Annotated in this window: 15 protein-coding genes and 2 pseudogenes; 10 read left to right on the top strand and 7 right to left on the bottom strand. The window is 71.5% G+C overall.

Translation table 11 applies throughout. The features are described from left to right. Nucleotides 1-234: pseudogene (locus CAP_RS53445) on the top strand (hypothetical protein); the annotation flags it as partial. A 59-nt stretch (nt 235-293) separates the two neighbouring features. Further along, nucleotides 294-599: a hypothetical protein gene (locus CAP_RS50070; RefSeq protein ID WP_197041082.1), complete on the top strand. Its 306-nt coding sequence runs from the start codon at nt 294-296 to the stop codon at nt 597-599. A gap of 164 nt (nt 600-763) precedes the next feature. Here CAP_RS50070 and CAP_RS53440 read toward each other — a convergent pair. Further along, nucleotides 764-904: pseudogene (locus CAP_RS53440) on the bottom strand (Uma2 family endonuclease); the annotation flags it as partial. A 669-nt stretch (nt 905-1573) separates the two neighbouring features. Here CAP_RS53440 and CAP_RS08910 point away from each other — a divergent pair. The 3 genes from CAP_RS08910 (at nt 1574) to CAP_RS08900 (ending at nt 3498) form a co-directional block, all read left to right on the top strand. Further along, the gene (locus CAP_RS08910) at nt 1574-2116 is read left to right on the top strand and encodes a hypothetical protein (protein ID WP_156040621.1); all 543 of its coding nucleotides are present in this window, start codon (nt 1574-1576) and stop codon (nt 2114-2116) included. Nucleotides 2117-2266: 150 nt separating this feature from the next. Further along, nucleotides 2267-2842, top strand: a complete 576-nt coding sequence (locus CAP_RS08905) for a hypothetical protein (RefSeq protein ID WP_044238459.1) — start codon at nt 2267-2269, stop codon at nt 2840-2842. A gap of 80 nt (nt 2843-2922) precedes the next feature. Further along, the gene (locus CAP_RS08900) at nt 2923-3498 is read left to right on the top strand and encodes a hypothetical protein (protein ID WP_044238457.1); all 576 of its coding nucleotides are present in this window, start codon (nt 2923-2925) and stop codon (nt 3496-3498) included. A 55-nt stretch (nt 3499-3553) separates the two neighbouring features. On the opposite strand, the gene CAP_RS08895 is transcribed toward CAP_RS08900, so the two are convergent. Further along, the gene (locus tag CAP_RS08895) at nt 3554-4891 is read right to left on the bottom strand and encodes a radical SAM protein (protein WP_156040620.1); all 1338 of its coding nucleotides are present in this window, start codon (nt 4889-4891) and stop codon (nt 3554-3556) included. A gap of 534 nt (nt 4892-5425) precedes the next feature. Here CAP_RS08895 and CAP_RS08890 point away from each other — a divergent pair. The 3 genes from CAP_RS08890 (at nt 5426) to CAP_RS08880 (ending at nt 8427) form a co-directional block, all read left to right on the top strand. After that, entirely contained in the window at nt 5426-6193 is a 768-nt protein-coding gene (locus CAP_RS08890; protein WP_052374538.1) for an enoyl-CoA hydratase/isomerase family protein, read from the top strand. Nucleotides 6194-6205: 12 nt separating this feature from the next. Beyond that, nucleotides 6206-7987 carry a serine/threonine-protein kinase gene (locus CAP_RS52075; RefSeq protein WP_052374536.1) on the top strand — a complete coding sequence of 594 codons (1782 nt, stop codon included), beginning with the start codon at nt 6206-6208 and terminating at the stop codon, nt 7985-7987. A gap of 158 nt (nt 7988-8145) precedes the next feature. Continuing rightward, nucleotides 8146-8427 (top strand): hypothetical protein, encoded by a 282-nt coding sequence (locus CAP_RS08880; protein ID WP_044238451.1) that lies wholly within the window; start codon nt 8146-8148, stop codon nt 8425-8427. 134 nt (nt 8428-8561) lie between these two features. On the opposite strand, the gene CAP_RS08875 is transcribed toward CAP_RS08880, so the two are convergent. The 3 genes from CAP_RS08875 to CAP_RS08870 are packed head-to-tail and all read right to left on the bottom strand — an operon-like array spanning nt 8562 to nt 11719. Beyond that, a complete protein-coding gene (locus tag CAP_RS08875) occupies nt 8562-10940 on the bottom strand; it encodes a protein kinase domain-containing protein (RefSeq protein ID WP_044238448.1) in 2379 nt (792 codons plus the stop codon). 29 nt (nt 10941-10969) lie between these two features. After that, the gene (locus CAP_RS55670) at nt 10970-11104 is read right to left on the bottom strand and encodes a maleylpyruvate isomerase N-terminal domain-containing protein (RefSeq protein WP_156040627.1); all 135 of its coding nucleotides are present in this window, start codon (nt 11102-11104) and stop codon (nt 10970-10972) included. Nucleotides 11105-11158: 54 nt separating this feature from the next. Further along, nucleotides 11159-11719 (bottom strand): hypothetical protein, encoded by a 561-nt coding sequence (locus CAP_RS08870; RefSeq protein WP_044238445.1) that lies wholly within the window; start codon nt 11717-11719, stop codon nt 11159-11161. 194 nt (nt 11720-11913) lie between these two features. On the opposite strand from CAP_RS08870, the gene CAP_RS08865 reads away from it, so the two are divergent. Both CAP_RS08865 and CAP_RS08860 read left to right on the top strand, forming a co-directional pair. Next, complete coding sequence (locus CAP_RS08865) at nt 11914-13764, top strand: serine/threonine-protein kinase (RefSeq protein WP_052374533.1); 1851 nt, start codon at nt 11914-11916, stop codon at nt 13762-13764. Further along, the gene (locus CAP_RS08860) at nt 13761-16712 is read left to right on the top strand and encodes a TonB-dependent receptor domain-containing protein (protein WP_044238442.1); all 2952 of its coding nucleotides are present in this window, start codon (nt 13761-13763) and stop codon (nt 16710-16712) included. Before CAP_RS08865 ends, CAP_RS08860 begins: the two co-directional genes overlap by 4 nt. A gap of 133 nt (nt 16713-16845) precedes the next feature. On the opposite strand, the gene CAP_RS08855 is transcribed toward CAP_RS08860, so the two are convergent. Continuing rightward, on the bottom strand, nt 16846-17253 hold the full coding sequence (locus CAP_RS08855) for a PAAR-like domain-containing protein (RefSeq protein WP_044238439.1): 408 nt from the start codon (nt 17251-17253) through the stop codon (nt 16846-16848). Nucleotides 17254-17279: 26 nt separating this feature from the next. Beyond that, entirely contained in the window at nt 17280-18146 is an 867-nt protein-coding gene (locus CAP_RS08850) for a DUF3540 domain-containing protein (RefSeq protein WP_044238437.1), read from the bottom strand. Nucleotides 18147-18215 lie beyond the last annotated feature (69 nt).

Below are 18215 nucleotides of genomic sequence, written 5' to 3'. Positions count from 1 at the left end.
ACCGCTGGAGCCAGTGTTCTGGGACGGCAACGAGGTAAATTCCAGGGGGATGGATATCGAAACACAACGGGGCTTGGAAGCCAGATCTACGACAAGAAGATGACATACCATTGGGACGATGTATTCGGGAAGGACGGTGTTCTGGAAAACCATGCACCAACGAACCCCCACGCTACAGTGCCGCACCTGCAGATCCACACTGTATCTGACGTGATTCGCATCTTTTTCTACTGAACCTGGCTATGAACGCAATTGACCGCGACACTATTGTTAATCTTCTAAAAGGTGAGACCATGACTGCTCGCCGCGCAGCTACGCATCCTGGCCACCAAGCATGGGTAGGAATTGATTCACTAGAGAAGCCAACAAGAGTCTATCTCAATACCGCAGACGAATCACTGCTTGGAAGAATGCGAGTACGCTTCTTCGAGATCGCCGAGGAGCTGCTTGGGAAAGGTTACGACATACATGAAGAGGAATTGAAAGCTGTTCAGCTCTACGTGGTTTCGGGTTCTCAAGAACTGAAAGCCCTGCTTCAAAGATTCCAAGTAGATCCGGGCACGCTAAATTATAAATCTGTGACAGAATACCCCCTGTAGCTGCTGCAATCATCGCCGTGCTCACGAGGAGGGTGGGCCCACGCATCTACGACCCCAAGCTCGGCCGCTTCCTCACCCCCGATCCGGTCGTGGCCCACCCCTGGTGTTACCGCTCATCTTCGATGAGGCCTGAGGCCCGGGGATGAGACCGGCTTGGTGATGGGGAGGGTGAAGAATGGCACCGTGGGGATCTGCGGCATGCGCTCCCGGCGCCAGCCGGCGAGGTCCGGGACGAGCACATCCTCGCCGAGGTGCAGCTCGGGCTCCGGGATGAACCACCACCCGCCTGGACCGCCCCGACCCTGACCGCGCCCTCGCCGACCCTCGGCTCACGGTCGCCCGACCCTGACCGCGCCCTCGCCGACCTTCGGCTCACGGTCGCCCGACCCTGACCGCGCCCTCGCCGACCTTCGGCTCACGGTCGCCCGACCCTGACCATGAACCGGTAGCACCCTTTCGTCGGCCGGCCGGCGGGGCCACCTCACGGCGCCTCCACCTCGGAGCCGTGGTCAAACAACCACGAGGTCGTGGCCTGGCAGCCACAGGATGCACGTTCCGTGTCCGCACGCTGTGACGTTGCTCACCCGCAGCGCGGGCCCTGGACCGGAGGCTCCGGGGATCGCCCGGAAGGAGCGCGGCGCGCCAGGCAAGGTGTGGATGTTCCTGGGTTTCTGTGCATCAAAACCTCTCCGGTCAGGCCTTGGCCTGGTCTTCGTGCCGCGCCCTGAAGGTCGTCGGGATCACCGCCCGGCGGCACCAGGCTGGGCTGGGAACTCTCGTTGCATGGATGCGGGACGTGCCTGCACGGCAGGGACGCTCCGCCAGAGCGGGAGGAGGAAGTGGCGGGTCGTTGGCAGCGCGTGGCTCATTCTCGTCGTCATTCAAAGGTTTCGATTTTGTCCGGTGCCCCTGCGCAGAACGGCGCGCCCGCGCCTGCTGCGATGGAGGGTGCTTCGTCAAGGAGCGTGGTTGTCATGTCTGCTCAATCCAAGATCTACGATGGTTCTCATTCGCTTACCCTCACGGCCCTGCAGGGACGGTTGATGGATCTCGACGGGTGTCGGGGCCTGCGCACGGATCAGGACGGCTTCGTCCATGTGGTGGTGGAGCTGGAGCACGCGCTCCCGGTCTCGGGGGCCAATGCCGGGGTGCCGCCGGATGTCGCGGAGCACTTCACCCGCTGCAACGAGATGGTGACGCAGATCGATCAGCACCTCACCGTCGCCCTGAAGATGGTCGAGGTGCTGCGAGAGAGTCGCGCGTTCTACGTGGACGCGCGCAACAATGACGTCAGCCTGATCGTGGACGCGATCCGCTCGCGGGCGCAGCGCTGGAAGGATCCTTCGCTGCTCCTGCCCTTCGGGAGGACCCTCGCCTACGCGCGGCAGAACGCCGACAAGTCGGCGCGTACACGCCGCCGGAATGCGGAGGCTGCGGAGGCTGCGGAGGCTGACGTCAACGAGGCGACAAAGCCCACGAAGGCTGCGGGAACGGCAGGAGCCGCGGCTGTGAGCTGACCGGGGACGGGCGCTGCGGCAAGGGGACGACATGTGCGTCCGCGTCTCGCGTACGGGGCGTCGTTCGCAGTGTCACGCACAGCAGCCGAGCAGGATCGCGGCGGTGAAGGTCGTCTTGTTGACCTGCATCGAGCCTGGTATCTCGGGCGCATGATCTCCTCTCACACACGCAGCGCTCTGCGCCTTCGCCCCAGGTTCCGCCTCGCCGCGGTGCTCCTCGCCACGGCCATGCTTGCTGGCTGTGGGGGTTCGGACGACGAAGGTGACGGTGGTGGCAACACGGAACCCGGCGACGACGAGCTTTGCGGCCTGAGCGCCAGCGTCTCCGGTGGCCACACCGCCAGCCGTGACTTCGACACCTGCGCGGGGTTCGCGCTCTACGGGGACAGCCTGAGTGTCTCGTTCGGGGCCTTCGGGTCCGACTGGAACATCGGCTTCGACATCGGGCCGGTCACGCCGGGGCAGACCGCGACGGGGGTCCCCACGATCGTGAGGGTGGGCCTCACCGGAGACAACGTCGGGACGAGCTGGGAGACCGAGGAGGGGTCCTGCACGGTGGACCTGACCCGGTTCGAGGCAGGCGAAGATGATTTCTTCGGGCCGGGTTACCGCGTGGCTGGCGAGGGGCGCTGCAGCGGTCCTGCCAGGCCGCTGGAGAGCGAAATGACTGTGGAGGACGTGACCGTCGCGCCCTTCGAGATCTTCTTCTTCGCGACCACCGAGTAGGTGAAGGGAGGAATGTCCGGCAGGATCGCGGCGGTGCGGGTCGTCTTGTTGACCTGCATCGAGCCTGGTATCTCGGAAGCATGATCCCCTCGCACGCACGCAGCGCCCTGCGCCTTCGCCCCAGGTTCCGCGTCGCCGCGGTGATCCTCGCCACGGCCATGCTGGCGGGGTGTGTGGGTTCGGACGCCGAGGGTGACGGGGGCGGCGACGGCGACGGACCCCCGACCGACGAGGTTTGCGGCCTGAGTGCCAGCGTCTCCGGGGCCTACACCGCCACCGGTGACTTCAACTACTGCACCGGGTTCTATCTCCAGGAGGACACGCTGAGTGTCACGTTCGGGGCCGCCGGGTCTGAATGGGACATCAGCTTCGACATCGGGCCGGTCACGCCGGGCCAGACCGCGACGGGGGTCCCCACGATCGTGCAGGTGAGCCTCACCGGGGACAAATTCGGGACGAGCTGGGAGACGGAGGAGGGGTCCTGCACGGTGGACCTGACGCGGTTCGACGAAGCCGAGGATGAGTTCTTCGGGCCGGGCTACGACGTGGCCGGCGAGGGGCGCTGCAGCGGTCCTGCCAAGCCGACGGGGACCGATCAGGCGGAGGGCGACGTGACCATCACGCCCTTCGAGCTCTTCTTCTACACGCCCGAGTGATTCAGGAGGGCGCCCAGGCGCAGCCTGCTCAGGAGGGCGCCCAGGCGCAGCCTGCTCAGGAGGGCGCCCAGGCGGCGCTGGAGATGCCGGCGCGGCCGCGGAAGCTGCGGCCGAGGGCGCGGGCGACGCCGGGGAGGGTCTTCATGAGCAGCCGGGGGCGGCGACGCAAAAGCTCCCAGGCGGCGTGCTCCCAGGCGGCGCCGAGGGCGCCGGAGGTGCCGGGGGCGTCGATGACGAGCGCGGTGGGCAAGGGGGCCGGGCTCGGGACGGCGGGGCGCCGAGGGGCGGCGCGGGTGACGGACCAGGCGATGCCCAGCTCGCGGATGTGCTCGGAGAGGCGCGTGCGCTCGTCGTCGGTGAGGTCGCGGCGCACGGTGAAGAGGCCCATGGCGGCGACGCCGAGGGCGCGGAGGATGCCGGCGGCGCGGCGGTTGCGGGCGGCAATGGCGGGGTCGAGGAGCATCTCGAGGCCGTCGGATTCGCCGAGGTCGAAGGTGAGGATCACGGCGGCGAGGCCGGCGTCGCGCAGGGAGAGGACGAGGTGGGGGTTCTCGGCGACGCGCTCGGGGGAGGCTTGCACGGCCCAGTACTTGCGGACGTCGCGGCGGAGCATGGCCTCGGCGAGGCGGGCGAGGCGCAAGGGGTCGGCGAAGAAGTCGTCGTCGAGGAAGAGGACGAAGCTCTCGGGGATGATTTCGAGGCGGTCGCAGATGGTGTCGGCGCTCATGCGCTGGACGCTGCGGCCGTCAGGCGCAGCGCGGGAGGCGCGCATGGCGGCGGCGGGCTGGGCGACAGCGAAGAAGTAATGGGGGCGGTAGGCGGCGAGGAGGTGACGCGCTGGCGGGAGCGCGCGATCGAGGGAGGTCGCTTTGCGGATCTGGGTGTCGAGGGGGCTGCCGCCGAGGGCGGTGGCGTGGACGCCGGCGAGGGTGCCGAGCTGGTCGGGGTGACCGCCGCCGGCGAGGTGCGCGAGGACGTCGTGGAAGATGGGCTCGGGGTCGCCGAGGAGGTGGAGGTCGATGCTCTGGTCGGCGGCGGCAGCGAGGTCGGCCTCGGGGAGGGCGAGCGCGGTGAGGCACGCGGAGCCGAGGAGGCTCCTGGCGACGCGGAGGGCGGTGCGGGCGTCGTGCAGCTCGTCGGAGGCAGGGGCAATGGCCACGAGGTCGGGCCGGAAGGTGCGGAGCGCAGGGCCGAGGGCCGAGGTGCCGTCGATGCGGAGATCGAGAATGCGTACGTCGTGGTCCGACGCCACGGCGGCGAGGGACGTCAGCGCCACCGGTTCGCAGAGCCAGGCCAGGCGCCCCGCTTCCACGGGCGCGGAGAGGCCGGAGGGGCCCGAAGGCCCGGAGTCGGACAGCGCGGTCTGGACGAGAAGGATCTTCAATCGCTTCATCCATTCACTCCATGCACTCGGTGCAGTGAATATCGATCCTCCCCCGTCCGGGCCGCCGCTCGCCGCGCGCACGATCGCCTGTCGACGACGCCGTGATCCAGGCATCTCGCCGCGCACCATGCCACCCCCTGACGCGGCTCTCGGTGCGGCCCGGAACGGGGAAGGGAGGTACCCATAAAGTGATAGCGACTGTCCCGTCAACGATTGCGAGGGGGCGCGATGCCCTCAATCGGCGGTACGGGTGACGGTTTATGTCATGGTACGGGACCGCCGCGGGAGGGCTGCGGGATCTCGGCAGGGGGCAAGCGCGGGGCAAGCGCGGGGTCAGCGCGGAGCAAGCGCGGGGCAAGCGCGGGGCAAGCGCGGGGTCAGCGCGGAGCAAGCACGATGCCGGCGGGATGGCTGCGTGGGGTCGTGCGATGGCGGGGGTCAGGGGTTAGGATGTGCCGCGCGGCGCGTGCAGGTGTGTGCAGGCGGCGCGCAGGTGTCATGAGATGCAAGGTGCCCCCCGGGGTGCCGTTTCCCGGAGTCGAGATGCCGATCCATCGTACGCAAGAAGAGTCCGTCGCCGTCCTCACCCTGGAGCTCGGGCGGAGCAACGCCATCAACGGGGCGTTCATCGAGGAAGTGAACGGAGCGCTCGATGCGCTGGAGGGGGACGCGGGGGTGAAGGCGGTGGTGGTCACCGGGCAGGGGAAGATCTTCTGCGTGGGGCTCGACCTGGTGGAGACGACGGCGCTCGAGGCGGATGCGCTGGCGCAGTTCGTGGACGCGTTCGACGCGATGTTCCTGCGGCTCGCGACGTTCCCGAAGCCGGTGGTGGCAGCGATCAACGGGCACGCGATCGCGGGGGGGTGTCTGCTGGCGATGTCTGCGGATTACCGGGTGATGGCGGCCGGGAAGGCGCGGATCGGGGTGAACGAGGCGGCGCTGGGGCTGTCGCTGCCGTCGGCGTCGTTCGAGGTGGCGCGGCGGGGGATCCCGGCGGCGTCGTGGACAGAGGCGCTGTTCGAGGGGCGGCTCTTCGAGGCGGAGGAGGCGCTGAAGGCAGGGCTGGTGCACAAGCTGGCGGCGTCGGACGTGGTGGCGGAGGCGGTGGAGGTCGGCAAGCGGCTGTCGGCAGGGTCGCCGAAGGCGGTGCGGGTGCTGAAGGCGGATCTGGTGGCGCCGCTGGTGGCGTCGGTCACGGCGCACCGGGAGGAGAGGCGCGCGCGCTTCCTCGGGTGCTGGAACTCGGCAGAGGCCCAGGCGCGCATCGGCAAGGTGCGGGAGCAGCTCGTGCGCAAGCCGGCGGGGCAGTAAGAGGTTCGCAGGGTGAAGCGTTCGCAGGGGCCGCTGGAGAGCGTGCCGCAGACGTTGCGGGAGGGGCGGTATGCGGTGGTGCGCCTCCTCGGGGAGGGGGGGCAGGCGGCGACGTTCGAGGCGGTGGACAAGAAGCGGGGGCAGCTCGTCGCGCTGAAGCGGTTCCGGGTGCGCGGGGCGGCGAGCTGGAAGGAGGTGGAACTCGCGGAGCGGGAGGCGCGGGTGCTGTCGGCGCTCTCGCACCCGGGGCTCCCCGGGTACATCGAGCACTTCGAGGAGGGCGGCGAGCTGTTCCTGGTGACGGAGCGGATCGCGGGCGAGAGCGTGGCGGCGGCGCGCAAGAAGGGGGCGCTGCGGGAGGGGGAGGTGGTGCGGTTCCTGCGGGACGTGTCGGGCATCCTCGACTACCTGCACGGGCAGCACCCGCCGGTGGTGCACCGGGACATCAAGCCGAGCAACGTGCTGCGCAGGCCGGATGGGTCGTTCGCGCTGATCGACTTCGGGTCGGTGCGCGACAAGATGAAGCCGGAGGGCGGGAGCACGGTGGTGGGGACCTTCGGCTACATGGCGCCGGAGCAGTTCCAGGGGCGGGCGATGCCAGCGTCGGACGTGTACGCGGTGGGGGCGACGGCGCTGGCGATGCTCACCGGAAGGGAGCCGGAGTCGCTGCCGCACCGGGGGCTCGGGATCGATGTGGGGGCAGCGCTCGGAGGGGCGGCGAGCCCGGAGATGACGCGGGTGCTCGTGGCGATGCTGGAGCCGGATCCAGATCGGCGGGCGGGGCGGGTGGCGCCGCTGCTCGCAGAGCTGCCGGTCGAGCCACCGCCATCGCCAGCGTCCACAGAGGCGGCGAGGGCGCGCAGCAAGGACCGGGCGGCGGGAGGTGGGACGCCGCACGCGCCGCATGCGCCGCACGCGCCACACCCTGATGATGGCTGGGGGGAGCTGGAGAACAGCTTCGCGGATCTGGGGGATGCGCTGTCGCGGGTGGGCAAGCACCTGGCGGGGCAGATCCAGGAGCAGGCGCGGCGGGTGCAGGAGCGGGTGCAGCCGTATGCGGAAGAGCACCGGCGGCAACAGGAGGAGCAGCGACGGCAGGAGGAGCAGCAGCGGGCCGAGGCGCAGCAGCGGGCCGAGGCGCAGCAGCGCACGGAAGAAGCGCAGCGCGAGGCGGAGCAGCGGCGGGCCGAGGCGCAGCGGCGGGCCGAGGCGCAGCGGCGGGCCGAGGCGCAGCGACAGGAGGCGCGCGAGGCGCGCGAGGCGAGGGAGAGGCGACAGCGCGCGGGAGGACACGGTGGGCGGTGGGACGTCACGCCACCCGGCGGTCCCGGGTTGCCGGTGTCGCCGCTCGTGGAGCTGCCGGGGTTGATCAGGTTCCTGTTCATCCTCGGGCTGACCATCGCGCACTTCGCGGTGGGGGTCGCGACGCAGGTCGTGGTGCCGCTGGTGCTCGTGCTCCTGTCGCTGATCTTCGGCAAGCCGATGCAGGTCGCGGCGAAGGCCGTGAAGCACGGTGGCAAGAAGGCGCGGGCGGTGCTCCATCAGGCGCGACAAGACCTGATGATGCAGCCGTCTCGCTCATGGGCGGCGACCACAAGCGCAGCGGGGAAGACGGGGAAGGCGGGGAAGACGGGGCGGGTGCGCGTCGCGGAGGAGCGGCCGCCGGTGCGCGTCGCCGCGGTGCCCGACGAGGAGAGCACGGACGCAGTGGCGGACGCGGAGCGGATGGCCGAAGAGGAGCTGGCGAAGGAAGAGCGCGCACGGCGTTCCGGACGCGCCGCGAAGAAATCCTGAGCCAAGCGCCGGAGCTGGTGGTCAGGGGGCGCCGGAGATGGGGCTCATGAACCCACGCGCCGCCAGTCTTGCGCTTGCGATCCAGCAAGGTGGTCCCCACAGGTTCTCTCATGAGTACCTGGGAGGTTCGAGCGGTGCAGCGTCGTGAGCGGCGCACGATGGCGTCAGACACGCAGTGCGTGCTGAAGCCACCGAAGATGATCTCGTCCGGCGAGCCCGCCAGCTTCCTGCGGCAGGAAGAGGATGGGGTGGTGATGATGGAGTATCCGCTGAGCGGAGGAGGGATCGCGACGGATACGTTGCGGCTCACGCCGCTCGGGGAACGCTATCCAGGGGATGAGGTGCTCATCCCCACGGGTGAGGTCGATACGCAGGGGCGCGCGACGTGGGAGCTGTTCGAGGTCGGGTTCCTGCATCAGGAGTTGCGGCAGGCGTCGTGACCTCGTGACCTCGTGGCTTCGTGACGCGCGGGGCTGGCGCGGAGCTGGCGCGCGGGTCTGGCACGCGGGACTGGCGCGCGGGTCTGGCGCGCAGGTCTGGCACGCGGGACTGGCGCGCGGGACTGGCGCGCGGATCAGAAGGTCTCGGGGGGGATGGGCACAGGGGCGGTCCACTGGGGTGGACGCCGGGGGGAACGCTGCGAGGGGGGACGCTGCGAGGGGGGCTGCTGCGAGGGGGGCCACTGCCGGCGACGCCAGGGGGGCAACGTCGTGGGGGCCGGGAGGGGCTCGGCGATCGGAGGGTCGTCGGGGGTCGGCTCGGGAGAGGGCGCGGGGACGGGTAGACCTCCACCCTGGCAGTGGCAGCCGTTCTCGCGGGTACCTCCGCATGCCTGGAGGTCTGCAGCGCAGGTCTCGATCTGGCAGGTGCCTGCTTCGCAGGTGACGGTGCCGATGCCGGGGCCCGGGACGCAGGTCTGCTCGCACCGGCCGCAGTTGCTGGGATCGGTGGCGAGCCGCGCCTCGCACCCGTTGGCGGCGCTGAGGTCACAGTCGGCGTAGCCCTCGGCGCAGCGCCCGAGGCGACAGGTCGAGGCTTCGCAGAAGGCGTCGAGCGCGTGAGGGCCCGGGGCGCAGGTGTTCCCGCAAGCGCCGCAGTGCTCGGTGGTCTTGCGCAGGTCGACCTCGCAGCCGTTCGCCGGATCTCGGTCGCAGTCGTCCCGATCGGGGGCGCAGAGGGTGATCTTGCAGAGGCCGGCGTCGCAGGTGGCAGCGGACACGCCGGGGGCGGGCATGCATGACTTGCCGCAGGCGCCGCAGTGGGCGGAGTCCTTCCCGAGGTCGACCTCGCAGCCATTCTTCGGGTCCTTGTCGCAGTCCTCCCAGCCAGGGGCGCAGCGCTTCACGGCGCACTGGCCACCCTTGCAGGCATGCTCGTCGACGTGGTCGAGCTTGCAGGAGGGGCGGCAGCGGCCGCAGGCGAAGGTGGGGTCGTGGGTCCACTTGCACTCGCCACCGCAGAGGTACTGGCCCTCGGCGCACTGGGAGGAGGTGTGCGCCTCGACGACGGGAGCCTCGGGCGGGGGCGGGTCGGAGGCGACGAAGTGCGCGGCCGGAGACGAGGAGGTGTCGCGTCCTGGCGCGCCCGCGGCTGCGCGGCCATGCCAGATGCGGGCGCCGAGCGCACCCCCGAGGAGGAGCGAGGCGGCGCCGATGACGAGCGGCAGGTGCTTGAAGCGCGCTCTGCGCACGACAGGGGCAGGCGGCGCGTCGTCATGGTCTGGCGCGCCAGGCGGTGGCCGCACCGTGGGAGGCACGGCGCGGTGCAGGGCAGCGATGGGTGGGGCCGGGCTGATCTCGGTGCGGGTGCGCGGGACGCTCTGGGGGTCAGGGTGCGGGTCGACGTGGGAGATCGCGGGGGACGAGGTCCAGAGGCTCGCGCGGTGAGAACCGGGGAGCGGCGTCGCGGTGGAGAGCGGTGTCGCGGTGGAGAGCGACGCGGTGGGAAGCGGCGTCGCGGTGGGGAGTGGCGCCGCGTTGAGGGTATCGCCGGGGGCTCCGGGGAGGTCGCGAAGCGCTGCGACGATGGCGTCCATGGAGCGCGGGCGCTCGTCGGGGTCGAGGTGCAGGCAGGCGCCGATGACGGTGGCCCAGGCCTCGGGGACGCCGCGGAGGAGCAGGGTCTCGGTGGCGGTGTCGTAGGGGTCGCGGTCGACGCGGTCGGCGAGGTTGGCGAGGTCGGCGAGGGAGCGGCGCACGAGCCTGCGCGAGGCGTCGACCGGGGTGCCGCGGCCAGGGTGGCCGGCGGCGAGGCCGTAGACGAGCATCGCCCAGGCGTAGGCGTCGGTCCACGGGCCGACCTCGCAGATGCGGTCGGGGGAGAGCAGCTCGGGCGGCGCGTAGCCCGGGGTGTGGGGCATCAGGGTGACGGTGCGGAGGAGCTTGCCGGCGGTGCGGGAGGCGCCGAAGTCGATGAGCACCGCGCCGCGCGCCGGGCTGACGAGGACGTTCTCGGGCTTGAGGTCGCAGTGGTAGACGCCGCGCGCGTGGGCGGCTGCGAGGGCGGAGAGCACGTGGAGGGCGATGCCGCGGATGCGCGTCCAGCGGGCCGCGTCGAGGGGCAGGTCGGCGGCGTCGAGGACGTCGTCTTCCAGGGTGCGGCCCGGGACGAGCTCCATGGCGCAGTAGGCGGTGCCGCGCTCTTCCCAGGCGCTCTCGACGCGCACGAGGTGCGGGTGGCGGAGGTCGAGGAGCAGCTCGGCCTCACGCATGACGCGCTCGATGAGGTTGAGGTGCAGGGCCTCCTGATCGGGGTGCGGGAGGACTTGCCAGCGCGCGGTGTCGCGGTAGCAGGCGTCGGAGCAGGCGTGCTCCTTGATGACCACCTCGGCCCCGCCAGCGCGCATGTCGCGGGCGTGGTAGGTGAGGGAAAAGTTGCTGCGGGCGAGGACGCCGGTGAGCCGGTAGCGGCCATGCGCGAGGAGCGTTCCCTCGGGCAGCGCAGCGATGGCCATCGGTCCCCTTCCTCCTCGCACGAGCGCGTTCACGCGCCCCAAGCGCGCCCGCGTCCCGAAGCGCGGCGGCTACTGTGCCACGCCAGGCTTCGCAGCGTCCATCCTGCGCAAGGAGCAGGGGCGCGGCAGCGGGAGGGGCGCAGGTCCGTACGCGCCCTGGACAGCGGGCGCTCGTTTTCCGCTTGCGGGCGCTCGTTTTCCGCTTGCGGGCGCGTGTCTCAGGAGGCGTTGATCTCGGGCGGCAAGGCGATGCGGGCGATGGGTCCGAGGCGGCGCGCTTCCTCCAGGCAGGCAGCCATCACGGAAGGGATTTCCTGGAGGTTCGGGACGATCGCCGGGGTGGCTGCGAGGGCGTCATGAGCCTCGTCACTCAGGGACCAGACGGCGTGGAAGACGCCGCGATCGGAGCGGCCCACCTGGATCTGGGCCATGGGGACCGGGAGGGTGCGCGCGCAGAAGGAGAGGAGGATCCCGGCCGCGCCGAGGGCGAGGGGGCCGCCGCGGTAGGAGAGCGAGAGGTGGTGCTGGTGCGCGTCCTCGGCGCTGGCGACGGTGTACGCGACGACCGCGCCTGCGGAGCTGACGAAAACGTGCTTCGCCGGGTCGGGAACGCCCTCACTGCGGGAAGCGTCGAGGGCCGAGGCCTTGAGGCGGACGAGGCCCTGGCCCAGCTCGACGAGGTGGCTGGCAGCAAGGAGGCGCCGGTACTTGCGGGCGCTGACGATGACGACGGCCAGAAGAAGAAGCAGCAGGAGCCCGCCGGCGATGGCCCAGGTCACGATGCCCCCTGCCGGGATCCGGCGATGCCCTGTGTGCGCACCCGCGTCGGGTATCCCACGTCGCCATCGGGTGGAAGTGTCCTCGCGCCGCCTTGGAAAGCTCTCGTGCGGCCGATCCTCGGGTCGGAGCGAGCCACGGCGCAGCGGCTAGCGGTTGCAGTGCCGATCGACATCTCGTACCGTCGTGCGAGCCCATGCTGGGGACGACGCTCGGCGGCAAATACCGCATCGTGCGGCTGCTCGGCAGAGGCGGCATGGGCTCCGTGTACGAGGCCACCGACACGGCGACCGGCAGCCGTGTCGCGGTGAAGGTGGTGACCGCGGAGGTCGCGCAGGACGCCATCCTGGTGGGGCGGTTCGGGCGCGAGGGGCGGGCCGCGATGGCGCTGGAGACGCCCCACGTGGCCCGGGTGCTCGACGCAGGGTGCGACGGCGCCGAGGGGCTGCCGTTCCTGGTGATGGAGTACCTCGACGGGGAAGACCTGCGCAGTGTGCTGCGCCGGCTGGGCCCCGTGCCCTCCGACACGGCGCTGCGGATCGTGGCGCAGGTGGCCGCGGGCCTGGTGGTGGCGCACGCGCGGCGGATCGTGCACCGGGACATCAAGCCGGCGAACCTGTTCGTGACGTCGGGGCCGGGCGGCGAGCGCACGTTGAAGATCGTGGACTTCGGGATCGCGAAGCTGCAGCCCGATCCGGAGCAGACGTCATCCGAGGTCAGCAACCTGACCCGCACCGGGAGCATGCTCGGCTCGCCGATGTACATGTCGCCAGAGCAGGCGCGGGGACACCGGGACATCGACGAGCGCGCGGATCTGTGGTCGCTCGGCGTGGTGCTGTTCCTGGCGCTGTCGGGGCACACGCCGCAACCGAGCGACACGCCGCTCGGGGAGCTGATCGTGGCGATCTGCACGGAGGAGCCGCCGCCCGTGCAGTCGGTGGCGCCGTGGGTGACGGCGGAGGTGGCGGCGATCGTGCACCGGGCGCTGCAGCTCGATCCGGCGGCGCGCTTCCGGAGTGCGTCGGAGATGCTGGCGGCGCTGATGGCGCTCCTGCCCGGAGGGTCGGCGCTGCACGAGGACATGCTGCGGCCACTCTCCGCGGCGGAGAAGGCGCGCGTCGCCCCCGTGCTGTCCGTGGGGATGCCCGTTCCCTCGGCGACGCCGCCAGCGATGCAGACGCCGATGTCGCTGCAGACGCCGATGCCGGGGATGCTGCCAGCACCACCGCCGGCGCCGAGTCACCCGGGGTGGTCGACGGGAGCGCCAGGGTTGCCCCCGCCCATGCCGAGCGGTCCAGGGGCGAGCGCACCAGCCGGGGGTCATCCGGGATGGGCGACCCAGTCGAGCCACCCGGCGTGGCCGATGCCGGCGGCGTATCCGCCCATGGGGGTGCAGGAGCAGTCGCTTGCGGGGCTCGGGACCGGGTACTTCCCGCAGCAGAGGTCGCGGCGCACGGCAGCGATCGCGATCGGGGTGGCGCTGGCGGTGGTCGGAGGGGGCGCCGGGGTGTACCTGCTCGGACGCGAGCGGGGCACGGATGCAACCTCGCAGGGAACACAGGTGCGGACCGTGCGGCTCGGGGTGGTGCCGCGCAGCGCCGAGGTGGAGGTGAACGGGTCGACGGCGAAGGCCGTGGACGGGTTCGTGGAGGTCACCGGGTCACCGGGCACCATCCACCGGGTGCGGTTGCGCGCGGACGGGCAGGAAGTGGTGCGCGAGGTGGTGATCACCGAGCAGGGACCGCGGCCGTCATCCGTGGAGCTGGTCCCCGCAGTGCCCGGCGCGAACGATGGGACCGGGGCGACGTCGGCTCCGGGCAGCGGCGACGCGCCGCCCGGGGGGAGCGCGGGCGCGGCAGGGACGGCGGGCGCGGCGGGGACGCCAGGTGCACCAGCGCGGGTGGCGCCGGGAGGAGCCGCTCCTCAGGGCGTCGCACCAGGAGGCGCCGGGGCGGGGAACACGGCGGGGGCCGCGACAGGGAGCCCGTCCGGAGCTGCGACGGGCGCAGCGCCGAAGCCTTCGGGGACGATCTGGCTGAGGCGATGAAGAGGCCGCGAGGCAGCCGGTGGCGTCGCAGGTCGGTCGCTGCGCTGGCGAGGGGCACGGCCGCGCTGGCAGCGGTGGCGGTGCTGGCCGCGGGGCCCGGGCCGGTGCGCGCAGACGGGGTCGCCGACGAGTCGGAGCTGCACTTCCAGCTCGGCGCGACGAGCTACCAGCAGGGCAACTACCTGGAGGCGCTGGAGCACTTCCTGCTCTCCAACCGGCTGGTGCCCAACCGGCGGGTGGTGTTCAACATCGCCCTCACCTACGAGCACCTCCAGCGCTACGCGGAGGCGCACCGGTACTACGTGGACGCGCTGGCCGGCGAGGAGGACGCGGCGGTCCGCAAGACGGTGGAGGAGGCGACCGCGCGGGTGGCGCCGCGGGTGGCGCTGCTCGACGTGATCACCACGCCGCCAGGGGCGACGATCTACCTCGATCGCGTGGACCTCGGCTCGTGGGGGCAGTCGCCGAGGCCGATGGCGGTGCCGCCAGGGCGCTACCGGGTGATCGCGCAGCTCGAAGGCTACGAGCCCGCCGCGATGGACAGCGTGGAGGCCACGGTCGGCAAGGAAGCGCAGGTGGCGCTGACGCTGAAGCGGATCGTGGGGACGGTGCAGGTCGAGGTGACCGGGGCGAGCGGGGCCACGGTGCGCGTGGACGACGAGCGAGGAGCGCCCGTGTGCACGGCGCCCTGTGCGCTCGACCTGCCGCCGGGCGTTCACCAGCTCCACTTCGAGCGGGAGGGGTACGTCGGCGCGCCGCGGCAGGTGACGGTGGCGGCGAAGGCGACGACCCGGGTCACGGCGGTGATGACGCCGCTCTCAGGGTCGGTGCTGGTGCGCACGGACGAGCCAGGGGCGCTGATCACGATCGATGGGCGGCCGCTCGGGTTCACGCCGGTGGTGCTGCGCGACGTGCCCGCCGGGGAGCGGCAGCTACGGGTGGCGCTGCGCGGTCACGTGCCGGTGACGGTGACGGTGACGGTGCGGCCCGGGGAGCAGGCGCAGGTGCCGCCGATCACCCTGGAGCCGCGGCGCGAGGTGACCGCGGTCTCGCGGACCACGGAGCTGCTCGACGACGCGCCGAGCTCGGTGTCGGTCCTCGACGGGCGGGAGCTGCGCGCGTTCGGCTACCCGACCATCGTCGAGGCGCTGCGGGGGGTGCGCGGGGTGGCGCTGTCGAACGACAGGGGCTACGCGTCGGCGAGCATCCGGGGGCTGGGACAGCCGAACGACTACGGGAACCGGCTGCTGGTGCTGTCGGACGGGCAGCCGCTCAACGACAACCTGCTGAACAGCGCGTACATCGGCTCGGATGGACGGGTCGATCTGCACGACGTCGACCGGATCGAGGTGGTGCGCGGGCCAGGGTCGCTGCTCTACGGGGCAGGCGCGCTCTCGGGGGTGATCAACCTGGTGACGCGGCCGCGCGACGTGCAGACCGGGGTGCACGCGGGCTTCGGGACGTACGACGACGCGGTGCTGCACGCGCGGGTGGGCGGGCAGCTCAACCTGGGGAGAGACCGGGGGGCGTGGGCGAGCGTGTCGGGCGCGCACTCGGACGGGTTCACGGTGAACGTGCCGCTGCGCGACGGGAGCGGGACACCCGCGGTGGGCGGGGTGGAGGCGTTCAAGAGCGGAGGGACGGCGGGCAGGGCCTGGTGGGGGCCCGCGACGGTGCAGTGGCTGCTCCACCACCGGGAGCAGTCGATCCCGGTGGGCGGGTACGCGACGACGCTGGGCGACCCGCGGACGCAGTTCGACGACACGCGGATGATGGTGGAGCTGCGCGTGGAGCCGAAGCTCGGCGAGCAGCTCCAGCTCATGACCCGGGTGCACGGGAACCGCTATGTGTTCGGGGGGCTGTACGCGTTCGACGATCCCGTGGAGGGCTCGCTCGACAACGTGGAGACGTACAAGGGGACGTGGTTCGGGGGGGAGGCGCGGCTGGTGTACACGCCGAAGATCCCGCTGCGGCTGACGGTGGGCGCGGAGGCGCAGCACCACCCCGAGGCGTCGATGTTCGGGGACACGGTGACGGCGAGCGGCACGACGTCGTACCTGGATTCGGAGCAGTCCTACAGCTTCGCCGCCGCCTACGCGCTGGCCGAAGGGTCGCCGCTGCCGTGGCTCAAGCTGTCCGGCGGGGCGCGGGTGGACGTGTACTCGACCTTCGGTCCCATCGTGGTGCCGCGCGCGGCGGTGATCATGAAGCCCGTCACCGGGGGGACGCTCAAGGTGATGGGGGGGCGGGCCTTCCGGGCGCCCAGCATCTACGAGCAGCGGTACGAAGACGGCGGGCTGTCGCAGGTGGTGGCCGTCGACGAGGAGCGCGGGCTGTCGCTGGAGCCGGAGTCGGTGTACTCGGGCGAGGTCGAGTACACGCAGCGGTTCCTGAAGGACTGGGCGGTGATCGGGGCGGGGCACGTGAGCTACGTGGAGGGGATCATCGCGACCATCCCCGACACGCCAGGCTCGGCGCTGGTGCGCTACGAGAACATCACCACCCCCGCGCTGGTGGCAGGGGGCGACCTGGAGCTGCGGCGCGAGTGGCGGCAAGGGTGGATGCTGTCGGCCGCCTACGGTTACCAGCGCGCGCAGTACCTGAATGATGGGCCCGGGAACCCGCGGCTCGTCAACGTGCCAGAGCACCTGGCGTCGCTGCGGGGCGTGTTCCCCATCGTGCGGGAGCTGGCGTCGTTGGGGCTGCGGATGACGCTGGAGACGCCGCGGCGGATCATCGTGCCGGACGACGCCGTGACGACCACGCAGCTCGTGGCGGACGCGACCCTCTCGGGGCAGGCGCGGGAGATGGGGCTGCAGTACGTGGTCGGGGTGTACAACCTCGCCGACCGGCGGTGGGAGGTGCCCGTGACCGACACCTTCGCGAGCCGGGTGATGCCCCAGAACGGGCGGACATTCCGTCTGGATCTGCTCTGGAGCTATCCCTGAGCGAGGCGAGGACCAGCACTCCGAGGGCCTCGTTGCTGCCTGGTCCCTGGCGCGACGCTCTCGCGAAGAACCAGGGGTAGCGACCACCGGGAGCGTAGGGGCCGATAGGCCCCTGAGCCAGGGTACGCAGTACTCAGAAGGAGACGAGGACCTTGGCCTGGGAGGGGACGAGGTGGACGCCGGCGGGCATGTTGGCGCTCGTGCCGTTGTGCCCGGTGACCGCGGTGAGCATGACGGCTTTGCGGCCGGCGAAGTAGACCTTCGAGCTGAAGGTCTTGGGCTCCACAGGGCCCATGAACGTGCCGGAGGTGACGCCGCCGTTCACGCCCGCCTCGTCGCCGCTGCTGTTCGGGATGCGCGCGCCCTCGGCGACCGTCTCCTTGTTCTCGATGAGCACGGTGGTGACGGCGTTGTTCGCCGCGGCCATCTGGGCCAGGTTGGGGTAGGGCACGGGGACGGGCGGCGCAGGGGGCGCGGGCGTCAGGCAGACGTCAGGCACGCCGAGGCACATGCCGCCGGCCTTGGTTGCTGCAGGTACCATGGTGTCTTCGTCCTCCTTCTTCCGGCTCAGCCGAGCAGCACCTTGCTGCCGTCGATGCTCGTCTCCTCGCGCGAGGCCAGCGTGGTGCGCCGGGACCAGAGCGCGTACGCGTCTTCGATGAGGGTGCGGGCGCGGCCAGCGCGCGTCTGCAGGAGGCCAGAGGCCTCGCGGAAGGTGTCGCGGGTGCGCTCCACGAGGCGGGTGGCGTTGACTTCGAGCCGCTCGACGGTCTCGACGATCTCGGCGGCGGTGGTGGCCACCCGGCGGGCGACGACCGTGGCCTGGCCGGTGGTGAGCTGGGCGGCGTCGGCGCGGACCTCGACACGGGTGGCCTCGATGGCGGTGGTGGCGGCGTCGATGCGGAGCTGAGGGGTGGTCGCGTCGTCGCCAGCGCGCACCTCGACGCGGTGGCCGGCGCGCTGCACGAGGGTGCCCTCGGTGGTGAGCTCCAGGTCGAGGCCGGCGCGCACCACCACCCGGCCCAAGGGCGCGGCGAGGGTCAGGTCGCCGTCGGGCGCGGCGATCTCGGCGGCCCCCTCGGCGAAGCGGACGAGGAGGCGGCCTGCGGCATCGCGGATGGCCAGGGCTTCACCCTCCAGGGACGCGGAGCCGCCGCCAGGGAGGGTCAGCGCAGGTGGGCGCGCCGCGTGGAGGACGCCGATCACGTAGAGGTCGTCGCCGCTGGCTGCCACGAGCACGCGGTCGCCGAGGGCAGGGCGGTAGGAGGTGGCGAGCGCGAGGCGGGCGGGGGTGGAGACGCGGCCGGGGGCTGGTTCGTCGAGGTGGACCTGCGCCGGGTCATCGTCGAGGGCCACCACGGAGGCGGTGCGGATGGGTCCCGGATCCGGAGGGGGGGCGGGAAGGGGCCGTGCTGCTTTCATGCGGTTCGCCATGAGGGTCTCCTCTCGCTGGGCTTCCAGGGTTCGGACGTGCGCTCGACGCAGGGAGCGTCGGGCGTCGGA

The organism is Chondromyces apiculatus DSM 436 (genome assembly GCF_000601485.1).
Classification (GTDB): Bacteria; Myxococcota_A; Polyangia; order Polyangiales; family Polyangiaceae; genus Chondromyces; species Chondromyces apiculatus.
This window is presented reverse-complemented; position numbering and strand designations above follow the sequence as displayed.

Excerpts from the sequence above, each read along its gene's own strand:
- CAP_RS08900 (WP_044238457.1), top strand. The coding sequence starts at position 2,923 with ATGATCCCCTCGCACGCACGCAGCGCCCTGCGCCTTCGCCCCAGGTTC.
- CAP_RS08850 (WP_044238437.1), bottom strand. The coding sequence starts at position 18,146 with ATGGCGAACCGCATGAAAGCAGCACGGCCCCTTCCCGCCCCCCCTCCG.
- CAP_RS08855 (WP_044238439.1), bottom strand. The coding sequence starts at position 17,253 with ATGGTACCTGCAGCAACCAAGGCCGGCGGCATGTGCCTCGGCGTGCCT.
- CAP_RS08880 (WP_044238451.1), top strand. The coding sequence starts at position 8,146 with ATGGCGTCAGACACGCAGTGCGTGCTGAAGCCACCGAAGATGATCTCG.
- CAP_RS08865 (WP_052374533.1), top strand. The coding sequence starts at position 11,914 with ATGCTGGGGACGACGCTCGGCGGCAAATACCGCATCGTGCGGCTGCTC.
- CAP_RS08860 (WP_044238442.1), top strand. The coding sequence starts at position 13,761 with ATGAAGAGGCCGCGAGGCAGCCGGTGGCGTCGCAGGTCGGTCGCTGCG.
- CAP_RS08910 (WP_156040621.1), top strand. The coding sequence starts at position 1,574 with ATGTCTGCTCAATCCAAGATCTACGATGGTTCTCATTCGCTTACCCTC.
- CAP_RS50070 (WP_197041082.1), top strand. The coding sequence starts at position 294 with ATGACTGCTCGCCGCGCAGCTACGCATCCTGGCCACCAAGCATGGGTA.
- CAP_RS08895 (WP_156040620.1), bottom strand. The coding sequence starts at position 4,891 with ATGAAGCGATTGAAGATCCTTCTCGTCCAGACCGCGCTGTCCGACTCC.
- CAP_RS08890 (WP_052374538.1), top strand. The coding sequence starts at position 5,426 with ATGCCGATCCATCGTACGCAAGAAGAGTCCGTCGCCGTCCTCACCCTG.
- CAP_RS08905 (WP_044238459.1), top strand. The coding sequence starts at position 2,267 with ATGATCTCCTCTCACACACGCAGCGCTCTGCGCCTTCGCCCCAGGTTC.
- CAP_RS08875 (WP_044238448.1), bottom strand. The coding sequence starts at position 10,940 with ATGGCCATCGCTGCGCTGCCCGAGGGAACGCTCCTCGCGCATGGCCGC.